Genomic DNA, 21,865 nt, shown 5'->3' with positions numbered 1-21,865 from the left:
GGGCCGCGGCTGCATCAGCCGCGGCCCGCTTTCCTATGATGGGCTCGAGTCACTCATTCTTGCTGGCTAAAGCCGGGCGTCGGCATCAGTTCTTCTTAGAATAATGGCGGACAATGAGCCAAACCCCAAGGAGAATAATGGCAATCGGAAGGGTTGCCCCAAGAGCGGACATAGTCAGAATCTGTATTTCAGCGGCTCCCATGTTTCACAACTCCTAATCGGCGTGAATGTGAAGCGTCGTCCCTTCCATGCGGCCCCACAAGACGGAACGAGATTGCCACTAGTCCAATGATGGCCTTGCGCATCTTGTACTTCCTCTTAGGGGGGTATTAAATTGTGGCGCGTGGGATCCCTAAATCGGATAAAGCACATCGCTTGATGAAATGAAGAAAACCTTACATGGGCTTTACCATATGAGCGCTATTGCCTGGCGGATGGTTTGTGACTCCGGAACTGCAGCGCTTTGCGGGTACGTGAGCAGGATGAACAAGGCGGCTCATCGCTGCCGATTGCTGGGTCTCGACATCATCAACAAGGTTGCGTCTGCGGTGGGAAGCGCCGCGGCCAAGAAGGACGGCGCCGCCCTCAACTCGATTGTGCGAAGCGGAGGGTCGAACCCTGTGCAGGGCGGAGCCGTAATGCAGACGGACATGCAAACCGCCTGCTATATCGCGCCTAGGTCAAGTACATTTTTAACTTTTCCCTTTGTGAGCACGAGTGAGTATTGGCCGTGCACAAGTTCCGGGAAGCTCGCGTCGTAGTCAGAAGCTGGGAAGGGACTGTGTCGCATAATTCCGGAAAAGGGAACGTGAACCGTGTAGGTTGTTCCCGGCTTGATGGATAGCTGGAACGCTCCCTCTGCCTGGGGGATTGAGCTCTCGAGTAAGGTAGATTCCGTTCTGATCCATATCTCTGGAGCTGCTGCAGACTTAACCGACCAGCCAATTGAGTTTAAGTATCCGCGGTCATCGTCGGCTGTCTTGTTGTTCTGAATCTCCAGGTCGACCACGATAAGCGTCTTGAGGTCTCTATCCGTTGTGTAGTGCTCATTGGACAGATAGTCGGTCAGCACGGATTGGTCTGTGGAATATAAATCGATGTATTCGTTGATGGACATTCTTTCTGCTTTGGTTGCCTTGACCAGATAGCCGCCTGTGTTCTCGTAGGCGTATTCCGCAAACGCCCCCTCGAGTGGCACGGAATCGCCGAGCTTTGCGGTATTTGAAGGAATGGTCTGGGCGTGCGCGTTGGCATACCAAATCCTTCCCGCAAGAAGGCAGGCAATGAACAGAGCCAGAAGGGCTGTGAGTGTCAGGCGCTTGTGCCAAGCGGGTCTCATGGCAAGTCAACCCCTTTTCGGATGGTCTCGTGGCCATCTATATGGCCCTCGGCCAAGTAATAGATCTCGTCGGCGAGCTCACGCAACGTGCTGGCATCATGGCATGCAATGATTACGGTTGCCCCTCGTTGCTGCTCCCGGCGAACAATGTCCTTGATCGTCTCGATGCCAGAGGCGTCGAGGGCGTTGGTGGGCTCATCGAGAACGATGAGCCTTGGGTGTTCCATGATGGCGGCGGCAATACCGAGTCGCTGCTTCATGCCCAACGAGTATTTGCGATAGGGGCGCCGGTCGAGTGGGTTGAGGCCTACGTCTCGAATGGCCTCCTCGCATGCATCGCGGTCGATCTTGCCCTGCACCGACGCAAGCATGACGAGGTTTTCGACTCCGGTTTGATGCGCAAGAAATGCGGGACCTTCTAGGAGCACGCCCACGCTTGGGGGGAAGGACAGGTCTTTCCATAGGGTTTTGCCGTCAAGCGCTACGGTGCCAGAGGTTGGCTTGATGAGCCCCAGGAGCGCACGCATCAGCATCGTCTTTCCCGAGCCGTTTGCCCCCGCGAGGCCAACCGTTCTGCCCGGGGGTATTTCGAGCGTAATGTTGTCGAGGACGCTGGTGCCGCGCATGCACTTCGATAGCTTCGTAACGGTGATGGCGCATCCGTTTCCGAGAGAGCTCTCGGGTTGCATGGAGGGGAGGATGCGGGATGCCCCGCGCTTGTCCGTTCCGTTCATTCCGCATACTCCTTATCAAGACAGTCCATGTGAGAGAAGTGGATTCCTCCCAGCACGATGCTCGCTCCGGTGATGAGCGCGGCGACAAAGAGACCTGAGGTGGGGTGCAAGCCGTTGGCGATGACGGTGTCGACGCGCGCCACCATCAGGTAGTTGCCGGGCAAGAGGGGCGAAAAGTAGTAGGCCGAGACGAGAAGCATCGCCGCGGTCGCCCCAAAGCTCAGCACGGGCCTGATGGCGAGGGAGAGGGCCAGCTGCAGCAGGCAGAACGCTGCGGACAGGCAGGGCCAGCAGAGTACAAATAGCTGCAGGTCGAGGGACATGCCCGAGTCGGTCCAGATGCGCATGGAATCTGCTGCCTCCTTGCAAAGCCGTAGGTCGAGCGTCCCTCCTAGGAGCAGGGCGGCGGCCGTGCACACGAGTACGAGCATCAGGCAGCCTGCGCCTGCGAAGGCGGCAGTCCACACGCATTTCGAGCCCCACCACGCCCATCGGTTGCCCGAGCTGATAAGTACGCTCCTGCCAAACCCCATGAGGTCGCGATAGGGATAGGTCACGGTCACGTAGTTGATCGACAGGAGCGTGAGCAGCCATGGGGAGGGCAGGCGAAATCTGAGGTCACGGTTCGGGTCAAAGACCTCGATGCCTCCCAGGCAGGCTGAAAGGGTATCCCCGAGGGAGACGGTCATGTCCGTATAGCCCCACCCCCGTGCGCTGAGGAGCCAAAGCCCGACTGTCGCGAGGCCAAGGACGGCAACGAGGAGAAGTCGTGACCTAGCTTCGGCAAAGCCGGCGCGCATATCCGCCCGGACGCAGCGTAAGAACCTCATAGGGCATCGCTCCCTTCGCGCGCCCTTAGGAGCAGGGTGCCGAAGATCAGCTGGATGAGAAGGACCGCGACAAGCGCTCTGGGATCGCGGTCGATATCTCCGGCACCTTGAGGTAGGTCAATGAGGCTGAAGCGAAATCCCGTTACACCTAGGGCGGGAAAGATGACCTTGCTAAATGCGTGAACCGCGATGACAAAAAGATAGGAACCGGCAAGCAGCAATACGCGGTTGTCCACCAGGGTCGAGACGGCAAGGACGCAGAGGGTCCAGGTCCCATAGAGGATTCCGTCTACGAGCGCATTTACCAGCAGGTAGCAAAAGGGAGCCTCGTAGAAAAGCCTCGCGAAGGTGTCCTCCGGATTGACGCCGAGATAGAGGTTGTCATACACCTCTGGTTGATAGGCGGGAAGCAGGCACGAGAGAGCTATGAAATTGACCATGAGGGGTATGGCTGCCACGAGAAAGCCGGTGGTGAACGTTGCCGTCGCTTTGGCTGCAAGGTAGCGCGAGCGCGGGCACCGTGTGTACATGTGAGCAAGGAACCCGCTGACCATCTCCGACCTGAGCGACCAGGCGTAGGGCGTGAGTGCGAGGAGGGGAGCGAGAAGAAAGAAGGCCTCTTTGGCAACGTCGGTGCCAACGAGAAGAGTCCTACCGTAAGACCCTTGGGTGGACATAACGAGATACTCCTGGCTGCCACCGTCCTTGAGGGCGGCCCACGAGAGGGCGGCCTCCGCCGAGATGAAGGCTGAGGCAAGTGCGAGGGTGAGGGCGAGGCCAAGCGAGATGATGAACCAGCGGTTGGCCAGTGCCTTTCTCAGCTCGAGCCTGACGAGGCTGCTCATGGCCTCTCCTCTCTTTTGTCCGTCGCCGTGAGGCTCGTACGGTAGGTGGGGCCCACGGTGTCCGAGATGGTGAACGAGTTGGCGTCGGCATCTGCCTTGCGTACGCCGTATACCGCTGCAAATGTCTTCTCCGACCCCTGGTCGAGAGAGAAGTAGCCCGTAGCGGGACCCTGCTCTCCTCCGACGAGGTACAGGGGCTCGTTGCTGGGGCTGGGGTTCGCAAGCTCACCAATGAAGAAGAGGGCGGCCCCTGCTGTTTTGGACGATTTCGCGACGGGGATAGCGTCGATGTTCTTGACGGACACGTGGAGCACGAGGACGTTGAACGGGTCGTCGCGCTTCATTTGATCGGTAAAGAGGCCTTGGCTTACCGCGTTGGGGTCGAAGCCCTCTGCCTGGCCTGCAGCGTTCGCGTCGTCATAGAGGACGGCATCAAGTATGCGAATCGAGAGGCTACCGGTGAAGGACCTGTCCTCAGTATCGTCGATGAGTATGTCCTCGCCTGGTCCTGGGGTGGTGATTTGGGCGAGTTTCGCATTATGGGCGTCGGTCTGTTGCTGGGTCTGAATATGCCGATAGAAATAAAAACCGCAGGCTGCGGCTATGCAGAGTGCGACGATGCAGACCGCGGCAACTGTCTCCTTTTTTCTCACGGTGTCCCCCTCCGGTGCCGCCGGCAGCGCGATGGCTGCGCTGCCGGCAAGCAGGCGAATCGGCTAGTTCAGGTCGGCGTAGTCGCCCTGGCAGTCGGGACTCCATTCGCCCCCGAGACCGCCAGATCCATAGTCCGCCCATGAGGTGATGCGGGCCCACCTAAACCCAAGCTCGTATACGCCATTGTGAATCTCGTATTCGCCGGGTCCCGGTGCGCGAACTGAGCCACCGTTGGTGCAGTTCGTCGTGTTCCATCCATTCGTGTCTTTTGCTCCGTCTACGTAGAGCCTTGGGGAATAGCCCCACTTGGATTTGACCCAGATATAGGTTGACGTTGCATTGTCCTTACTTCGCCATGAGGTGCCGTCTGTGGCGCCCTGAGAACCGAGATAAAAATCATAAGTAGAGTTGTTGCTTGTTTGTGGGGACGCTTCGGATGCCAGTGCCCCCGTGGTGGGGCAGACCACGAGGGAGAGGCCGAGCGCCGCAGTGACGAGGGCTCTGCGAACGGTGCTTGAGATACTCATAAAATGCTCCGATCGTGTTGCGCATATAAGGGGGCACATGGTTGGGACAGCGCGGCGCGCCCGCAACCGCCACGTTGGGGGAACAGGTACCCCATGTCTGTAGTCAGGCGATATGAGATTGGAGAGCGGAGTGGTTACACGTCATGTACCTGCTGCAAGAGCAGGGCAAGCTCATGACGGCTGTGAATGCCGAGCGTCTTGTAGACTGTGGTTCTGGCAGAGTTGATTGTCCCTCGCGCAAAGTGCCTGCTGCGTGCTATCTCGGCCGAGGACTTGCCGGCCAGGATATCAAGGGCAATCGCCACCTGAGTCTCATTGAGCCCGCGGCTCAGCAACGCGTAGCCGGCTCGCTGTCTTAAACTCTCGTTTGTGACGATGGGCAGGGAGGCGAAGGCCTCGTCTTCGTAGGATGCACGGAGTGCTAGGGGGACGGCAAGGCCAGCTGCCGCCGCCATGATGCTGGCCAAGAGCGTTGACGTTGCCTCAAAGGCTGCCTTTCCGCCAAGCGCGATGGTGTAGGCGTCATTCCCTGTGAGGTATGTGCCAACGAAGTTGCCGAAATAATCTCCGAATAGCGCGCCGATTCCAAAGCACGCGACGGTGCTGACGATATCTGTCGGGCTGATGGATTGGCCCCTCGCCACCTGTCTGCCAAGCGCGAATATGCCCAGGGCGCCGCAGACCAAGAGTGCGGCTGGGAAGTCGGCCACCAAGGCCAGCGCGATGGTGGCTGTCACGAGGGCGGCCCGGAGCCTCTCCCCCTCTTTATAGAGCGAGAACGGGAATGCGGCGGCGCAGAGGACGAGGAAGGGAACTGCTGTGGTGAAAAGTGAGAACCATATCGTCCCACGGCACAGCTCTTCCCATGCGAAGCCAAGAAAGAAGGCGGGGAGCGCGAGAACGACGAGAGGCCAGGATGATGAGATTGTCTTGTGGGTTTGTCGCTCGTGGGCTGTTTCTGTTTGGGCGCAGGCCGCATCGAGCGCCGGGGCAAGGACAAGATGGGTTCCTAGCGCCGAGCCGACTAACGCGATGGAGTCGTTCGCTGTTCCAGGGGTCGCAAGTGAGTGATGGGCAATCGCGATGAACGCAAGCCCCGAGAGTGAGAAGAGCGTTGCGTTGCGCTTGAGAGATGATGGCCCTCCCTCCCCCTTGCAACCGATGGAGGCAAGGAGCAGCGACAGCAGTCCGAGCGCCACCCCATAGACGAGGGGGCGGTTCATGCCCCATAGAGTAGGGCTCGTATGCGCGACGAGGAGGAACAGTGCGGAGAAGATTGCCTCCGCGTGGATGAGGGTGCCGTGCACAAGGGGCATCCGCGTTGATTCAAGGAGTTCTTCGGGTTTGCTGTCGCCGTGTGGGGTCGTGTTCCCGTGTTGAGTTGGTGTCCGGGTGGTTTCGACCGGAGCCGTGAGTGCCAGGAATTCCTCCCTGTTTGCCACACCAAGCTTCTTATAAGCGCGCTGCATGGTCGCGCGGACGGTGGAGGGCTTGATGCCCAAGCGCTGAGCGATTTCGGACGATGTCCCTCCCTCTGCGTTGGCAGCTGAGATTTCGAGTTCTCGTGGGGCGAGAGGGTAGGTGGCCAATATCTCTTCTGCGGTGAGGGGCTTTGCTTCTACATCGCTGGTTTGCCTGGCCGGGAAGTGCTCCCCTTGCTCGTTTCTCATCGACGCGAATCTCTGAAAGAGAGTGGAGACAATTCCCGCAAGAGAAAGGACGAGCGCTGCCTTGAAGGCGGGCGCCCACGTGGGGTTGTAGGGGAGAACGCGGGCAAGGAGGCACGGAATGGACGAACCGAGGGCAAGGAAGAGGGCGGATTTTGCCTCTTGGATGGTCGGCTCTCCGGCAACGAGGGAGGACAGGCACGCGGCCAGGACGATTGGCGCAAGCTCGCAGAGCGCCATGACTCCCGGACTATATGGTTGGCCGTCAGCCCGTTGACAAAGCCAAAGCTGAAGCAGCGAGGCGCAGCAGCCAAGAGAGACGTACGCTACGGGACTGCTTGCAGTGGGGACTTGAGCCCTGGGAAGCGGTTCGCAGTGCGAGGCCAGACAGTACCCAAGGCAAATTCCAAGGAGCGGGAGCGCTCCGCCTTGTGTGGCTGCGAGGACGCCGCGGAATGCCGCGTAGGTGCTGCTTCCGAAAAACGAGGTCGTGCGTTCTCCAAGTGGGCCAAGGAGGAAGAGGACCCACTCGGGAATGACGGAATAAAGCGTGAGCAGGGCTCCAACGAAGAAGGATGACCTAATGAGGCGTTGTCGGAGTATTTCCGGCAGGCTGGCTGAGGCGCATTGATGGAGCCAGGCTCCAAGTACGATGCCGGGGGCGGCGAGGAGGCGCATCCCAGAGGTGGCGGGATTGCTTTGTCTTTCGATAAAAAGAGGGGCCCACGTAACCAGGGACAGCCAAAGGGCCATCCAAAGACCGTCCGTCTTTTTGAGCTCCCGTCTCCGCATGACCTCCGCCATCCTCTCGCGTGACCGGTCTTTTCATAGTAAGTACTATGGCGGCAGCATGCCGGATGAAGCTTGATGGGTGAAGCGGCCGAGACCGTCGCGCGGCGACACGGTCAGCCGGTAACGTTGGTGTCCTCGGTGTCGTGGGTATAGAACGGAAAAAAAGAAAATGCCGTCATTGGCGTTCCGTTGGTGTGGCTGGCGGCGTGTGAGAGCGGCAACAAGAGCGCACTCAAGGGAGGACTTATGGCCTTCAACATTATTGACAAGGTCGCGTCTGCGACGGGAGCGGGAAATGGGGGCGGCCTTTTCGGCGGCGCGGCAAAAAGCTCGCCCGTGGCACGGAAGGATGATGTTCGCCTCAATGTGATGGGTGCGCCGCGCACGGGGGTCGACCTCGTGCTCGAGGGTGGCGGCATGCGCGGCATGTTCACGGCCGGCGTGCTTGACGTGCTGCAGGAGCACGGCGTCTACGGCTTCGACACGGTGTGGGGCGTCTCGGCCGGCGCCATCAACGCCGCGAGCTACCTGTCGCGCCAGATTGGGCGCTACATGCGCGAGAGCCTGGCCTTTCGCGACGACCGGCGCTTCATGAGCCTGTGGTCTCTGGCCACGACGGGCAACATCGCTGGGGCCGACTTCATGTACCACGCCATCCAGGACGACATCGACCCCTTCGACTACGAGACCTTTGCCAAGCGCCGCTCGCGCTACATGGTGGTGGCCACCGACGTGGTGTTTGGCACGCCCGACTACCTCGAGGTGAGAAGCCTGCCGGAGGACATCGACAAGGTGCGGGCCTCGGCGTCCCTGCCGGTGCTCTCCCGTATCGTGGAGGTGGGGGAGAGGCGCCTGCTCGACGGCGGCACGGCCGACTCCGTGCCCGTGGAGCGCGCGCTTGCCGAGGGCGCCGACAAGGCGCTCGCGGTGCTCACCCAGCACCGCGAGTACGTAAAGGGCGGTGCCAACGAGCTCCAGCCGCTCGCAGACCGCCGCTACTCTGACTTCCCGTACTACCTGAACGCCCTGCGCACGCGTGCCGAGCGCTACAACGCCCAGCGCGAGCACATCTGGGAGCTCGAGCGCGAGGGCAGGGTGGTTGTCATCGCGCCCAGCGAGCCGGTGACGGTGGGCTCCACGTCTGGCTCTGACGGCGAGGGGCTGCTCCGTCTCTACTTGGAGGGTCGCCGTCAGGCCACGGAGACGCTCGACGCGGTTCGTTCTCTGGGGGCGTAGGGGCGCTTCCTGGTGTCTGCGCTTTGGAGGGCCCAATCTCGCCACCGGGCAGTAGGGACGCCTCTTTGTACGGAATAGAGATGGCTCTCGCCCCCCCCCCTGCTCGGCACGAATATGACGCCCCTCGGGCCAACGTGCACATTTCCTTCAAAAATCGCACATTTGGCCAGATTTAGCTTGCGCTTCGATGGCTCCGACATACAATAGGAAAGCTTCTTTTGCAGAGCCCCGTAATCTCTATAAAAGAACAAGCAACTCGTACGCACACGGAGGAGTCAAATGAAGTCGACTCAGTACGCCAAGCCCGGCGAGGTTACCCGCAATTGGGTCCTCATCGATGCTGAGGGTGCCACGCTCGGCCGTCTCGCCACGAAGGCAGCTATGATCCTTCGCGGCAAGAACAAGCCGCAGTACACCCCCCACACCGACACGGGTGATTTCGTCGTCATCATCAACGCTGATAAGGTCCAGCTTACCGGCGTTAAGGCCGACCACAAGCGCTACTGGCGCTACAGCGGTTGGCTTGGCGGCATCAAGTTCGAGAGCTTCAAGGAGGCCATGGAGAAGCACCCCGAGCGTGTCATCGAGCACGCCATCAAGGGCATGCTTCCCAAGTCTTCTCTGGGCCGCAAGCAGTTCACGAAGCTCAAGGTCTACGCTGGTTCCGAGCACCCGCACGCTGCCCAGCACCCCGTTCAGGTTGATTGGAGGGCCTAACGATGGCCGATACCACCGCTGTTTACTACGGCACTGGTCGCCGCAAGGAGGCCGTCGCCCGCGTCCGTCTCGTTCCCGGCACCGGCAAGGTGACCGTCAACAAGCGTGACGCCCTGAACTACTTTGGCCGCCAGCAGCTCGTGGACGACGCTACCGCGCCGTTCCGCGTGACCGACACGGTCGAGCACTTTGACGTCATCGCCCTCTGCGATGGCGGCGGCATCACCGGCCAGGCCGGCGCCCTGCGTCTGGGCATCGCCCGCGCCCTCCTCGAGGCTGGCGACTACCGCGCCGACCTCAAGAAGGCTGGCTACCTCACCCGTGACGCCCGCGCCGTCGAGCGCAAGAAGTACGGCCTGAAGAAGGCCCGCAAGCGTCCGCAGTTCTCCAAGCGCTAAGCCTGAGACTCAAGCGACTTCATACGCTTCCTTTTGGGACCCGTCGGATATCCGGCGGGTTCTTTGTTTGGGCGTGTGCCTCGCGGCTTCCTTGGCGGTGCGGGCCTCGCTGCGCGACGGCCGGTCCATGCGCGGCCGATGCTTCTGGAGGGGGGCTTGCGGGGTGGCGCCTGCGGCGGCAGGCCTGTTTGGTGGAGGGTCAGGCATGGGGATGGTACGGGCTGTCTCGGCTGGTAGAATGAGAAGTCCGTTTGTTTGGCAGGAGCGGTCTCAAGCTGCTTGGCGGGCTGGCTGGTCTGGCTCGCGTCGCTTGTCTCCGCCTACGACAGGAGACCAACTTGTGCGGAATCGTTGCCTACACGGGTAGATCCCAGGCCGCGCCCTTTCTGCTCGACGGCCTCAAGACGCTTGAGTATCGCGGATACGATTCCGCCGGCGTCGAGGTCCTGGGCGATGACGGTGGCCTGCGCGGCGTGAAGTGCGCCGGTCGCGTGGCCAAGCTCGTCGAGAAGTGCGCCCAGGGCGACCTTCGCTCCACCTGCGGCATTGCCCACACGCGCTGGGCCACGCACGGCGCCCCCACGGACCGCAACGCGCACCCGCACCTGGACTGCTCGGGCCGCGTGGCCATCGTCCACAATGGCATCCTGGAGAACTTCCGTCAGCTGCGCGAGGAGCTGCAGGCCCGCGGCCACGAGTTCGCGAGCGAGACGGACTCCGAGGTCATCGCCCACCTCGTTGAGGAGGCGCTGGCCGAGCGCGGGGACGGGGACATCCTCGCCGCTCTGTGCATGGCCACCGAGCAGCTCCGCGGGTCCTGGGCCATTGCCGCCATCTCGGCGGACGCCCCCGGCCTTGTGGCCTGCGCGCGCAAGGGCTCGCCCCTGGTGCTTGCCTCCACGCGCGGCGGTGCCTATGCCGCGAGCGACATCACGGCGCTTGCGGGCATCACCTCGCACGTGATTCAGCTGGACGACGACCAGTTGGCCCTCATGCAGCCCTCCGGCGACATCGCCGTCTATGACGCGAGCGGCGCGGTTGTTGCCGATCCCGACACGCTCGACATTGACTGGGACGCCTCTGCCGCCACCCTCGGCGGCTATGAGGACTTCATGGCCAAGGAGATTGCCGAGCAGCCCGCCGCCATCGAACGCCTGCTCAAGGGCCGCCTCAAGGACGGCCAGATCCAGCTGGACGAGCTGTCCCTCACAGATGGCGAGGTTGCCGCCATCGACCGCATCTATATCGTGGCGTGCGGAACGAGCCTGCACGTGGGCCTGCTCGCGCGCCGCTTCATCGAGAGCTGGGCGCGCATTCCGGTGGTGGCCGAAGCCGCGAGCGAGTTCATTTACGAGAACGTCCTCACCACGGAGCACACGCTGTGCGTGATCATCACCCAGTCCGGCGAGACGGCGGACACCCTGGCGGCCGCCCGCAAGATGCGTGCCGCTGGCGCCAAGGTCTTCGCCATCACCAACGTGATTGGCTCCACTGCCGCCCGTGAGAGCGATGGCGTGCTTTACATCCAGGCTGGCCCCGAGGTCTCCGTGTGCTCCACGAAGGCTTACACGGCGCAGATGGTGGCCGCCTCGTTCCTGGCGCTGCTGCTTGCGCAGAAGAACGGCAACATGGCCGATGGCGAGGTGGCGCGCCGCTTCCGCGAGCTCGCACGCGTGCCAGACCTGATGCGCGTGGTGCTCGACCGCAACTGGCAGGACAAGGCTGCCGCCCACGAGTTCGTGAATGCGTCATCGGCGCTCTTCATTGGCCGCGGCGTCAACTCGGCCACGGCCTCGGAGGGTGCCCTCAAGCTCAAGGAGGTCAGCTACCTCCACGCCGAGGCGTATGCCGCCGGCGAGATGAAGCACGGTCCCATCGCCCTGCTCGAGCCCGGCTTCCCGGTGGTTGCCATCGTTCCGCGCGACTCCGTGCATGACAAGACGGTCTCCAACATCCAGGAGGTCATCGCCCGTGGCGCCACCTGCATCGCGGTGGCAACGGATGGCGACGAGGACGTGGCGGCACTCGTCGAGCGCGTGCTCTGGATTCCGGACTGCCCGGAGAACATCGTGCCGATGGTGGCCGTCCTTCATTTGCAGGTGCTGGCGCGCTATGTGGCGCTGGCCCGCGGCTGCGACGTGGACAAGCCCCGCAACCTCGCCAAGTCCGTGACGGTGGAGTAGCCATGGCACTTGCGGGTGTTGGGGTCGACATCGTTGAGATTGCGCGGATGGAGCGCATACTTGAGCGCACGCCAAGCTTTGCGAGGCGCGTGTTCACGGAGGAGGAGCGCACGTACTGCGATGGCGCGGCTCGGCCTGCGGCGCACTACGCCTGCAGGTTTGCCGCGCGCGAGGCGGTGCTCAAGGCGCTGGGTTGCGGCTTCTCCCGTGGCGTGCGCTTCGACGACGTCTCGGTGACGCAGGATGCCACGGGCCGCCCTCGTGCGCGGCTCGCGGGCAGGGCTGCCGAGATTGCGGCCGAGCAGGGCGTGCTGGACGTGGCCATCTCCCTCTCGTTCACGCGCGAGATGGCGGTGGCGAACGCCGTGGCCACCACGGCCCAGACGGCACCCAAGCTTGAGGAGGTTCGCGACCCCCGTCGCGAGCTGGCAGAGTCGTTTCGGGAGGCGCGCTCGGTCATCGACGAGCTCGAGCGCGTCCGGGATAGGAAGTGAGCGGGCATGCAGCCTGTGTTGAACATCGAGGACATCCGTGCCGTTGAGCAGCGCCTCGCCGACGAGGGCGTGAGCGTCTCCGAGCTCATGCATCGTGCCGGCGGCGCCACCGCGCAGGAGGCCCGCCGCCTTCTGGGCTCCGGCTCGCGCGTGGTGGTGCTCTGCGGTTTTGGCAATAACGGCGGAGACGGCTGGGTTGCCGCCGAGGACCTGCTCGCCCAGGGCGTGCAGGTGCGCGTCGTTACGCCGGTGCCGCCGGACGAGCTGCGCGGCGACCTTGCGCCCGTGGTGGCCAAGGCCGCGGTGACGGCGGGCGTGGAGTTCGTGGCCGGTCCCTCGCGCGACGAGTTGGAGCAGGTGCTCACCAATGTTGACGTGGTGATTGACGCCATGCTGGGCACGGGCTTCCACGACTCGCCCACGGCACCCTTCTCCATCTGGATTGACGCCCTGAACGCATCCGGCGCTCGCGTGGTGGCCGTGGACGTGCCGAGCGGCCTCTCCGCCCAGACCGGCCACGCGCCGGGAGCGGTGGTGGTGGCCGACGTCACCATCACGATGATCGCCCTCAAGCCGGGCCTGCTCTCCGACGACGGCCGTGACGTGTGCGGCTCGATCGTGGTGGCGCCCCTCGCCGAGCAGACGGCGCGCCTCGTCTACGAGGCCGACCCGGTGGCCTGGCGCTGCGAGGCCAACGACTACCTCGACGTCCTCGCGCCTCCCAGCAACTCGGTTGACAAGTACACGCGCGGCAGCGTGCTCGTGGTGGGCGGCTCCTCGCGCTTCCCGGGCGCGGCAATTATGGCGGCGAAGGCGGCCGCCCGCGCCGGCGCCGGCTACGTGACGCTTGCCGTGCCGGACGCCATCGCGAACCTCTGCCGCCTGCACCTGCTTGAGATTCCCGTGGTGGGCCTGCCCTCCGAGCCCGACGGCACCTTCTCCAACTCCGCGCGCGGGCGCGTGGCCGAGATGGCCCAGAAGCGCTCCGCCACGCTCGTGGGCCCCGGCATGTGCGTGACGGGCGGTACGGTGGGCGTGGTCTCCTCGCTTCTGGAGGCCGACGTGCCCCTCGTGATCGACGCCGACGGCCTCAACTGCCTTGCCCGTCTCACCACAGGCAGGCTCGACGACTTTCCCGAGCTGCTCCGTCGCCACAAGCCGCTCGTGCTTACGCCGCACCGCCGCGAGCTTGGCAGGCTCGTGGGGCTCACTGACACCCCGCCCGACTCGCTCACCTCGGCGCTCGAGGCGGCACGCCGCATCGTGTGGGCCGACGGCGGCAGCGAGCTCGCGGTGGTTGCCAAGGGCTCTGCCACGGCCTGCGTGGGCGTGGAGATTGCCCTGCTGCCCAAGCCGGGCCCGGCGGCCCTGGCAACGGCCGGCTCCGGCGACGTGCTCTCCGGCATCATGGCGGCTCAGCTCACGCATTGCCAGAGCACGGAGTCGCTGCCGACGCTCACGGCGCTCGCCTGCGAGATTCATGGCTACGCCGGCTCCATCGCGCAGGAGCGCTTCGGCTCGAGGGGCGTTATGGCAGCCGATATAATCGATGCCATCGGCCTTGCGAGCGACGCGATGGAAGACCATGCGGCGTTTACCGGAGACGAGGCGGCGGAACCCGGGGAGGGTACCGCAAACTAGCGGTTTAACAGGGGATAGTTCACGGGGGCGTATCGCCAATGGGTCAGGTTAGGTGTCCGGACACGCGCTGGGCTTGGGTCGAGATCGACAAGGGGGCGCTTCGTCGAAACACGCGAGCCTTCAAGGACTTGCTCGAGCCAGGCGTTCGCATGATGGCCGTGGTCAAGGCGGACGCCTATGGTCATGGTGCGGTGCAGTGCGCCAAGGTCATGCGCGCGGCAGGGGCGGACCAGTTTGCCGTCGCCACCGTCGAGGAGGGCGTCGAGCTTCGCGAGGCGGGGTTCCAGTGGCCCGTCCTCATTCTCTCTGAGCCGCCCATGGAGTGCGTGCAGACGCTCGTGAAGTACGACCTCATGCCCTCGGTGTACACGCAGGAGTTTGCGCTGGCCTATGGCGAGTGCGCCGCCGCCTTTGGCAAGGTGGGCAAGTATCACCTAGCGCTTGAGACGGGCATGACGCGCATCGGCGTGAGCTGGAAGGACGCCGTGGAGTTCCGCCGCGGCATCGACTTCCACCGGGGCCTGCAGTGCGCAGGCACGTTCACCCACTTTGCCACGGCCGACGTGCCCGGCGACTGGACCTTCGCCCTGCAGTATCGGCGCTTTACCGAGGCCGTCTCTGCCATGAAGGGCGCAGGTATCGACTGTGGCCTCGTGCACTGCGACAACACGCCAGCCACGGTGCTCTACCCAGACACACACCTGGACATGTGCCGTGTTGGCGTGGGACTCTACGGCATGCAGCCCGCAGACTCCACCCGCCCGCACATCTCGCTTGAGCCGGTCATGAGCGTGCGCGCCCGTGTGACGCGCGCCATCTATCCCGAGGCGGGGACTGGCGTGAGCTATGGCCAGACCTACACCGTGGCACGCCAGAGCACGCAGATCTGCACCATTCCGGTGGGCTACGCGGACGGCCTCTCCCGCACGCTCTCGGACAAGATGGACGTGCTGGCACACGGTACGCGCTGCCCGCAGGTGGGCCACATCTGCATGGACCAGTGCATGTTTGCGGTGGACGTGAACACGCGTCGGGCCGTGCGCCCCATGAGCGAGGTGCACTATGGCGACCTCGTGACCGTGTTGGGAGCAGACGGCAACGAGCGCATCACCGCCGAGGAGATGGCCGGGCTGCGCGGCACCATCAACTACGAGGTCACCTGCAACTTTGGTATGCGCCTCGACAAGATCTACGTGTAGGGGAGGCACATGCCTGTGCTCCAGATTCCCGGCCACGAGCATCCGCGGCCCCGTGAGGTGATGCTCGAGGAAATTCAGAACCTCATGGGCAACTGCCAGCGCTGCGAGCTTGGCCAGACGCGCACGAACATCGTGTTTGGCACGGGCAACCCGCACGCGCGCGTGATGTTCGTGGGTGAGGGTCCCGGCCGCAACGAGGACCTCAAGGGCGAGCCCTTCGTGGGCGCGGCGGGCCACAAGCTGGACTCGCTGCTGTCGCTCGCGGGCCTCACGCGTGACGTGATCTACATCGCCAACGTGGTGAAGTGCCGCCCGCCCAGCAATCGCAACCCCAAGCCCGCCGAGATTGAGGCCTGCTCGCCGTTCCTGCGCGAGCAGATTCGCTCGATTTGGCCAGACGTGATTGTGTGTCTCGGCAACTTTGCCTCGCAGTGGGTGTTGAAGACCGACCGCGGCATCATGACGCTGCGTGGCAAGCTCTACCAGACGGGCCACTTCGTGGTGGCGCCGACGTTCCACCCGGCGGCCTGCATCTATCACTCTGACTGGCAACCGCTGCTGGAGGAAGACCTGCGCCGGGTTGGCGCGTGGCTGAACGAGCACCCGGTGGCGACGGCCGGCGTGGTTTCCGCCGAGGAGGCCGCTGGTCGCAAGGCGCCGCGAGGGGCGGGCCTGCCCGAGGAGTACGGTGTCGGCAGCGAGGCGGCGGCCGTGAGGGGAGACGGTGCTCGATGAGCGATAGGCTTGAGCTCACCTCGGCATCTGCCGAGCAGACACAGGCGTTTGGCGAGCTTCTGGGTGCCGCCCTCGAGGCGGGAGACGTGCTGGTGCTCACGGGCGACCTTGGTGCCGGCAAGACGCAGCTTACCAAGGGCATTGCCCGCGCCCTTGGCATAACGGACGAGGTCACGAGCCCCACGTTCGCGCTCGAGGCGGTGCACGAGGGCGGGCGCATACCGCTCTACCACTTCGACCTCTATCGCCTGCACGACTCGGAGGAGCTTGGTGACGCCGGTGTCTGGGACGTTCTGGGCGGCGACGGCGCCTGCGTCTTCGAGTGGGGCGAGCAGTTTGCGGACGAGCTGGGCGACGAGCGTGTGGACGTGTTTGTCACGCGGCTCGAGGGCGAGTCCGCCGAGGTCGGCGGCGAGCCGCGCCGTCACATTGAGCTCGTGTCGCACGATGCCCGTGGTGATGAGTTTGTGGCGGCGGTACGCGCGTTGCTCTAGGGGCTTGGGCCTCTGACGGGCCCGGGGCATGCGTCGCGTTAGACTGTCTCTCGTTGAATCAAGGCGAAGGGACATTGATGGCTGACGCTCTCGGCAAGCCGCGGCTCGTGCTTGCGATTGATACCTCTACTGACATGCTTGCGTGCGCCTTGGCGGAGCTCGCGCCCGGCCAGGCGGCCGCGGACGTACAGGTGCTGGCGGCGGGCGACCGCCTGTGCCGTCGCCATGCCAACGAGGAGCTGGTGAGCGTCTGCGCCGAGGTGCTGGCGAGGGCCGGCCGCTCCATGGCCGACGTGGACGCGGTGCTTGTGGGACGCGGGCCCGGTTCGTTCACGGGCGTGCGCATCGGCATCGCCACGGCCAAGGGCCTGGCCTGCGGGCTCGAGCGCCCGCTCTTTGGTGCCTCCACGCTCGACGCGGTTGCCTGGGGCGCCTGGCACGCCGGCGTTCGCGGCCTGGTGGGCGTGGTGGACGATGCCATGCGGCGCGAGGTCTATCCGGGCCTCTATCGCGTGGGCGAGGCCGGGCCCGAGCGCCTGTTTGAGGTGGAGACGGTTTCCAAGGTGCCCGAGGCGGTTGCCGCATGGGCGGGGCGCTCCGATGCCGCCGACATTACGCTCGCGGGCGACGGTCTCAAGAAGTACCGGTCCCAGTTTGAGGCGGCGGGCTTTGCGCGCTTCGCGGACGAGGACGTCTGGCACCCGAAGGGCGAGGGCCTGCTGCGTGCCCATGCTGCCGAGCTCGCCGCCGTCGGCTCCGACGTCCAGCCTGGAGACCCGGCGCTCGTGCTGCCCGTCTATACCCGTCTTTCGGACGCCGAGGAGAACGAGGCCAAGCGCCTGGGCCTCAAGGAGCCTGAGACGGTTGCCGTGACCGGCTGCGACGATGCGCTCGCAGACCGTCATCTGCAGCTTCGTCCCATGAGCGTGAACGACGTTGCCGCGGCGGCGGCGCTTGAGTCTGAGGTCTTCGCGCCCACGCACCACACGCCCTGGAGCGAACGCCTCTTCTCCGACGATCTCGCGGAGCCTGGTCACATCTGGTGGGTCGCGCATGACGAGGGCGAGCTCATTGGCTATGCCGGCGGCGTCTTTGCCGGCGGCGAGGTGCAGGTCTCCAACGTGGCGGTGGCCGAGGGGCGCCGCCGCGAGGGCATCGCGGGCCGCCTGCTGGCGCGCGTGACCTATGACGGTCAGATGCTGGGCGCCATCACCTCCTCGCTTGAGGTGGACGCCGACAATGCCCCCGCTCAGAACCTCTATGCCAAGCTTGGCTACCACGAGGTTGGCCGTCGCCCCAACTACTATGGGCAAGGGCACGATGCCCTCATCATGGAGGCGCGGCTGCCGCTCGTGACGCCGAGCCGTCACGACACGCCGGACCCCCATGCCTCCGTGCGTCCCTGGCCCATCCGGGTGGCACCTCGGCCGGAGGAGGCGTCATCTGCGATTGCGGCCGCGGGTCCGCTCATCCTCGCCATCGAAAGCAGCTGCGACGAGACGGCCATGGCCATCATCGACGGAGCCGGCGGGGTCATTGCGAACGTCGTTGCCACCCAGATCGACTTCCACGCCCGCTTTGGCGGCGTGGTGCCCGAGATCGCAAGCCGCAAGCACACCGAGGCCGTGGTGGGCGTCTACGAGGAGGCCATGGCGCAGGCGGGCGCGCGCTTTGGCGTGGACACGCTCGTGCCGGCGGACCTGGCGGCCGTGGGTGTGACGCAGGGCCCCGGCCTCGTTGGTGCGCTCGTGGTGGGCATCGCCTTCGCCAAGGGCCTCGCCGCCGGCGCCAACCTGCCACTCATTGGCGTCAATCATCTTGAGGGGCACCTCTTCGCCAACCTCTTCGAGACGCCGGACCTCAAGCCGCCCTTTGTGGCGAGCCTCGTCTCTGGCGGGCACACCATGCTCGTGCATGTGCGTGACTGGGGCAGCTACGAGGTACTGGGCGAGACCATCGACGATGCGGTGGGGGAGGCCTTCGACAAGGTGGCCAAGGCCTTGGGCCTAGGCTACCCCGGCGGCCCCGTCATCAGCAAGCTCGCGGCGCGCGGCAACCGCAAGGCCATCCACTTCCCGCGCGCGATGCTGCACTCCGGTGACTACAGCTTCTCGCTCTCGGGCCTTAAGACGAGCGTGATCACCTACATCAACAACGAGAACCGTGCGGGCCGTCCCATCAACCTGCCCGACCTCGCGGCGAGCTTCGAGGCTGCCGTCATTGACGTGCAGGTGGCAAAGGCCGTGGAAGCCGTTGAGCAGACGGGCGCCAAGGACTTCTGCGTTGGTGGCGGCGTGGCGGCAAACCCGCAGCTTCGAGAGGCGTACAAGCGCAAGTTCGGCCGCATGGGCGTGCGTGTGACGGTGCCGCCCCTCTCGGCCTGCACGGACAACGCGGCCATGATCGCCCTCGTTGCCAAGCGCAAGTTCGACCGTGGGGAGCTGGCAGGCGCACGCATGGACGCAGACCCGAACATGAGCCTGTAGACTGGCTAGCAATACGAGAGCTGCGCGAGCAAGGGGACTGTCATGCGGGATGGATTCGTACGGGTTGGCGCATGGACAACGGCGGTGCGCGTGGCGGACGTCGACCACAACGTCGACCAGCTCGTTGCGGCGGCTCGCTCCGCCGCGGAGGTCGGCGACCACGTCATCGTGCTGCCCGAGCTGGCGGTAACCGCCTATACCTGCGAGGATCTGTTCTGGCAGGATGCCTTGCTCGACGCCGCCGAGGCGGGCGTGGCCCGCTTTGCGCGGGAGACGGTGGACGTCGACGCCCTTCTGCTCGTGGGCGCGCCCGTTCGCATGGGCGCCAAGCTCTACAACTGCGCCGCTGTCGTGTGCCGGGGTCGCATCCTCGGTCTCGTGCCCAAGCGCAACATCCCAACGTACAACGAGTTCTATGAGGGCCGGCACTTCTGCGCCGGTCCCGAGGCCGTGACGTACGCGAGCTTTGCCGGGCAGGAGGTGCCCTTTGGCGCGCGCCAGCTGTTCCGCTGCGCCACGATGCCGCAGCTTGTGGTGGGTGTCGAGGTCTGCGAGGACCTGTGGGTGCCCAACCCGCCCTCGACGGCCCTCGCCCAGGCGGGCGCGACGCTCGTCTGCAACCTCTCTGCGTCCAACGAGCTCGTGGGCAAGGGGGATTACCGTCGGAGCCTCGTGAGCTCCACGAGCGCCCGGCTCGTCTGCGCCTATGCCTACGCGAGTGCCGGCTGGGGCGAGAGCTCGCAGGACCTCGTGTTTGGTGGGCACGATCTTGTGTGCGAGAACGGCCGTGTGCTCGACCAGGCGCAGCCGCTCGAAGACGAGGCGCTTGTGCGGGGCTCGCTTGCGGAGGACGGCGCATGTCGGGCGATTGGCGCCAGTGCCGTCGTCGACTTCCAACTGCTCGCGGAGGAGCGCCGGCGCATGTCCACGTTTTCCGTGGACCCTGCCGCGGAGGGCTTTGCGGTTGTCAACTTTGACCTCGGCGTGGCCGAGACCTCTCTTGCGGGCAGGTTTGTCGACCCGCATCCCTTCGTTCCCGGCGACCCACGCCGCCGCGACGAGCGCTGTCGGCAGATCCTTGCCATCCAGGCCCACGGCCTTGCCAAGCGCCTCGCCCACACGCATTCCAAGTGCGCGGCGATTGGCGTGTCGGGCGGCTTGGACTCCACGCTTGCGCTGCTCGTTGCCGCGCGCGCCTTTGATCTGCTGGGGCTTTCTCGCAAGGGCATCCTTGCCATCACGATGCCGGGATTTGGCACGACGGACCGCACGCACGGCAACGCGCTCGCCATGAGCGAGGCGCTTGGCTGCGAGCTGCGGGAGATTTCCATCGCTGCGGCGGTGCGCCAGCACTTTGCCGACATTGGCCATGACGAGGCGGATCGCTCCGTGACCTACGAGAACGCCCAGGCTCGCGAGCGTACGCAGATTCTCATGGACGTGGCCAACCAGGAGGGCGGTCTCGTGGTTGGCACGGGCGACTTGTCCGAGCTGGCGCTGGGCTGGGCCACCTACAACGCAGATCATATGAGCATGTACGGCGTGAACGCGGGCGTGCCCAAGACGCTCGTGCGGCATCTCGTTCGTTGCGTGGCAGACGGCAGCGACGATGCCCTGCGGCGCGTGCTCCTCGACGTGCTCGACACGCCCGTCTCGCCCGAGCTGCTGCCGGCGACTGATGATGGCAAAATCGCGCAAAAGACAGAGGACCTCGTGGGACCGTACGAGCTGCACGACTTCTTCCTCTACAACGTGCTGCGCTGTGGCTTTGGGCCGGCGAAGGTCTATCGCCTCGCGCTCGTGGCGTTTGGCGGGAGGTATTCGGACGCTGTGGCCGGATGCGGGGGCGAGCAGACGAGCGGCAAGGGCGAGCAGGCGAGCGGGGATGCCGCTGCGGCGGGCTCGGAATCCGCCGATGCCACCCAGCACGCTCCCGACGGCACGCAGGTTGGCACCTATGACGCCGAGACCATCATGAAGTGGCTCCGGAAGTTCTACTGGCGCTTCTTCTCGCAGCAGTTCAAGCGCAGCTGCCTGCCGGACGGGCCCAAGGTGGGCACCGTGGCCGTGAGCCCGCGCGGCGACCTACGCATGCCAAGCGACGCCGTGTGCGCGCTCTGGCAAAAGGAGCTCGACGGGTTGGCGGGGTAGCCAAGCAGGGTTGTGGCCGCGGCGGGGCCGCCTAATAACCCGCCCTTCTTATGGGTGTTTCTTTGGGGCGTGCTTTCGGTGATGGGCGGGGACACGGCGGCGGAGAAGCCTGTGCGTCCCGTGCCGCAGAGGGTGCGCAGGTAGGGGACTCATATCCCCTGCTCTTTGGGGCATCACAAAATCTAAGCGTGAAGACAGAAGATTTTTTCATTTCCCGTTGTTATATCGCGGAGCGCTGGGTACTATTCCAAGCGTTAGCAGATGGCGCGCGGCGTTGAGCCCGCGTCAGTCGCGCTCGCGTGCGATTCACCGCAAGGACCCGCACGGGGCGCCCGAGAAGGAGGTTCATCGATATGACGCTTAAGCCGCTTGGAGACCGCGTTCTCGTTAAGCCCGCTCCCAAGGAGGAGAAGACCGCTACCGGTCTCTACATCTCCAGTGGTGCCCAGGAGAAGCCGCAGAAGGGCGAGGTCATCGCCGTTGGCGCTGGCAAGCTCAACGACAAGGGCGAGCGCATCGTTCCGGATGTCAAGGTGGGCGACGAGGTCTACTACGGCAAGTTTGGCGGCAATGAGGTCAAGCTCGACGGCGAGGATTACCTGCTGCTCCGCGCCGATGACATCTACGCCGTCATCGAGGCCTAGTGACCCTGCGGGCTCTGCCCGCGTTTCTTTGAATTAGTCGTCGCGCGGCGTGACTCTGACTCGGCCGCCCGCGCGCACAGCATGAAAGGAAGCCAACCC

At 64.5% G+C, this 21,865-nt stretch carries 18 protein-coding genes; 12 read left to right on the top strand and 6 right to left on the bottom strand.

Going from position 1 to position 21,865, the window contains the following annotated elements:
* Positions 1 to 664: 664 nt before the first annotated feature.
* The 6 genes from EFAMC2_RS09110 to EFAMC2_RS09085 all read right to left on the bottom strand — a co-directional run bounded on the left by EFAMC2_RS09110 (position 665) and on the right by EFAMC2_RS09085 (position 6,836).
* Positions 665 to 1,339 (bottom strand): hypothetical protein, encoded by a 675-nt coding sequence (locus EFAMC2_RS09110; protein WP_154028801.1) that lies wholly within the window; start codon positions 1,337 to 1,339, stop codon positions 665 to 667.
* Positions 1,336 to 2,028 carry an ABC transporter ATP-binding protein gene (locus EFAMC2_RS09105; protein ID WP_154028807.1) on the bottom strand — a complete coding sequence of 231 codons (693 nt, stop codon included), beginning with the start codon at positions 2,026 to 2,028 and terminating at the stop codon, positions 1,336 to 1,338. The genes EFAMC2_RS09110 and EFAMC2_RS09105 overlap by 4 nt, the downstream gene beginning before the upstream one ends.
* Before the next feature lie 41 nt (positions 2,029 to 2,069).
* The gene (locus EFAMC2_RS09100) at positions 2,070 to 2,762 is read right to left on the bottom strand and encodes a hypothetical protein (RefSeq protein ID WP_154028799.1); all 693 of its coding nucleotides are present in this window, start codon (positions 2,760 to 2,762) and stop codon (positions 2,070 to 2,072) included.
* A gap of 137 nt (positions 2,763 to 2,899) precedes the next feature.
* Positions 2,900 to 3,748 carry a hypothetical protein gene (locus tag EFAMC2_RS09095; RefSeq protein ID WP_154028797.1) on the bottom strand — a complete coding sequence of 283 codons (849 nt, stop codon included), beginning with the start codon at positions 3,746 to 3,748 and terminating at the stop codon, positions 2,900 to 2,902.
* Positions 3,745 to 4,401 (bottom strand): hypothetical protein, encoded by a 657-nt coding sequence (locus EFAMC2_RS09090; RefSeq protein ID WP_154028795.1) that lies wholly within the window; start codon positions 4,399 to 4,401, stop codon positions 3,745 to 3,747. The genes EFAMC2_RS09095 and EFAMC2_RS09090 overlap by 4 nt, the downstream gene beginning before the upstream one ends.
* Positions 4,402 to 5,063: 662 nt before the next feature.
* Entirely contained in the window at positions 5,064 to 6,836 is a 1,773-nt protein-coding gene (locus EFAMC2_RS09085) for a LuxR C-terminal-related transcriptional regulator (RefSeq protein WP_187325263.1), read from the bottom strand.
* An 888-nt stretch (positions 6,837 to 7,724) separates the two neighbouring features.
* On the opposite strand from EFAMC2_RS09085, the gene EFAMC2_RS09080 reads away from it, so the two are divergent.
* From EFAMC2_RS09080 to groES, 12 genes are all read left to right on the top strand, one after another.
* Positions 7,725 to 8,624, top strand: a complete 900-nt coding sequence (locus EFAMC2_RS09080; RefSeq protein WP_261980233.1) for a patatin family protein — start codon at positions 7,725 to 7,727, stop codon at positions 8,622 to 8,624.
* A 279-nt stretch (positions 8,625 to 8,903) separates the two neighbouring features.
* Entirely contained in the window at positions 8,904 to 9,341 is a 438-nt protein-coding gene (gene rplM, locus EFAMC2_RS09075; RefSeq protein ID WP_154028791.1) for a 50S ribosomal protein L13, read from the top strand.
* A gap of 2 nt (positions 9,342 to 9,343) precedes the next feature.
* The gene (gene rpsI / locus EFAMC2_RS09070; protein ID WP_154028789.1) at positions 9,344 to 9,739 is read left to right on the top strand and encodes a 30S ribosomal protein S9; all 396 of its coding nucleotides are present in this window, start codon (positions 9,344 to 9,346) and stop codon (positions 9,737 to 9,739) included.
* Between the two features lie 338 nt (positions 9,740 to 10,077).
* Positions 10,078 to 11,922 (top strand): glutamine--fructose-6-phosphate transaminase (isomerizing), encoded by a 1,845-nt coding sequence (glmS, locus tag EFAMC2_RS09065; protein WP_154028787.1) that lies wholly within the window; start codon positions 10,078 to 10,080, stop codon positions 11,920 to 11,922.
* 2 nt (positions 11,923 to 11,924) lie between these two features.
* Positions 11,925 to 12,416, top strand: a complete 492-nt coding sequence (gene acpS, locus EFAMC2_RS09060) for a holo-ACP synthase (protein WP_154028785.1) — start codon at positions 11,925 to 11,927, stop codon at positions 12,414 to 12,416.
* A 6-nt stretch (positions 12,417 to 12,422) separates the two neighbouring features.
* Complete coding sequence (locus EFAMC2_RS09055) at positions 12,423 to 14,057, top strand: NAD(P)H-hydrate epimerase (RefSeq protein WP_154028783.1); 1,635 nt, start codon at positions 12,423 to 12,425, stop codon at positions 14,055 to 14,057.
* A 38-nt stretch (positions 14,058 to 14,095) separates the two neighbouring features.
* Complete coding sequence (gene alr / locus EFAMC2_RS09050) at positions 14,096 to 15,256, top strand: alanine racemase (protein WP_154028781.1); 1,161 nt, start codon at positions 14,096 to 14,098, stop codon at positions 15,254 to 15,256.
* 9 nt (positions 15,257 to 15,265) lie between these two features.
* The gene (locus EFAMC2_RS09045) at positions 15,266 to 15,991 is read left to right on the top strand and encodes a uracil-DNA glycosylase (RefSeq protein WP_154028779.1); all 726 of its coding nucleotides are present in this window, start codon (positions 15,266 to 15,268) and stop codon (positions 15,989 to 15,991) included.
* Positions 15,988 to 16,485 carry a tRNA (adenosine(37)-N6)-threonylcarbamoyltransferase complex ATPase subunit type 1 TsaE gene (gene tsaE, locus EFAMC2_RS09040; protein WP_154028777.1) on the top strand — a complete coding sequence of 166 codons (498 nt, stop codon included), beginning with the start codon at positions 15,988 to 15,990 and terminating at the stop codon, positions 16,483 to 16,485. Before EFAMC2_RS09045 ends, tsaE begins: the two co-directional genes overlap by 4 nt.
* Before the next feature lie 77 nt (positions 16,486 to 16,562).
* Positions 16,563 to 18,971 (top strand): tRNA (adenosine(37)-N6)-threonylcarbamoyltransferase complex transferase subunit TsaD, encoded by a 2,409-nt coding sequence (tsaD, locus tag EFAMC2_RS09035; RefSeq protein ID WP_154028775.1) that lies wholly within the window; start codon positions 16,563 to 16,565, stop codon positions 18,969 to 18,971.
* 42 nt (positions 18,972 to 19,013) lie between these two features.
* Positions 19,014 to 21,122, top strand: a complete 2,109-nt coding sequence (locus EFAMC2_RS09030; RefSeq protein WP_261980232.1) for an NAD(+) synthase — start codon at positions 19,014 to 19,016, stop codon at positions 21,120 to 21,122.
* Between the two features lie 353 nt (positions 21,123 to 21,475).
* A complete protein-coding gene (gene groES, locus EFAMC2_RS09020; protein WP_154028773.1) occupies positions 21,476 to 21,766 on the top strand; it encodes a co-chaperone GroES in 291 nt (96 codons plus the stop codon).
* Positions 21,767 to 21,865: the final 99 nt, after the last annotated feature.

This window comes from Olsenella uli (assembly GCF_901212655.1).
Lineage (GTDB): Bacteria > Actinomycetota > Coriobacteriia > Coriobacteriales > Atopobiaceae > Parolsenella > Parolsenella uli_A.
Note: the sequence above shows the minus strand (reverse complement) of the source record. Positions and strands in the feature narration are given on the sequence as shown.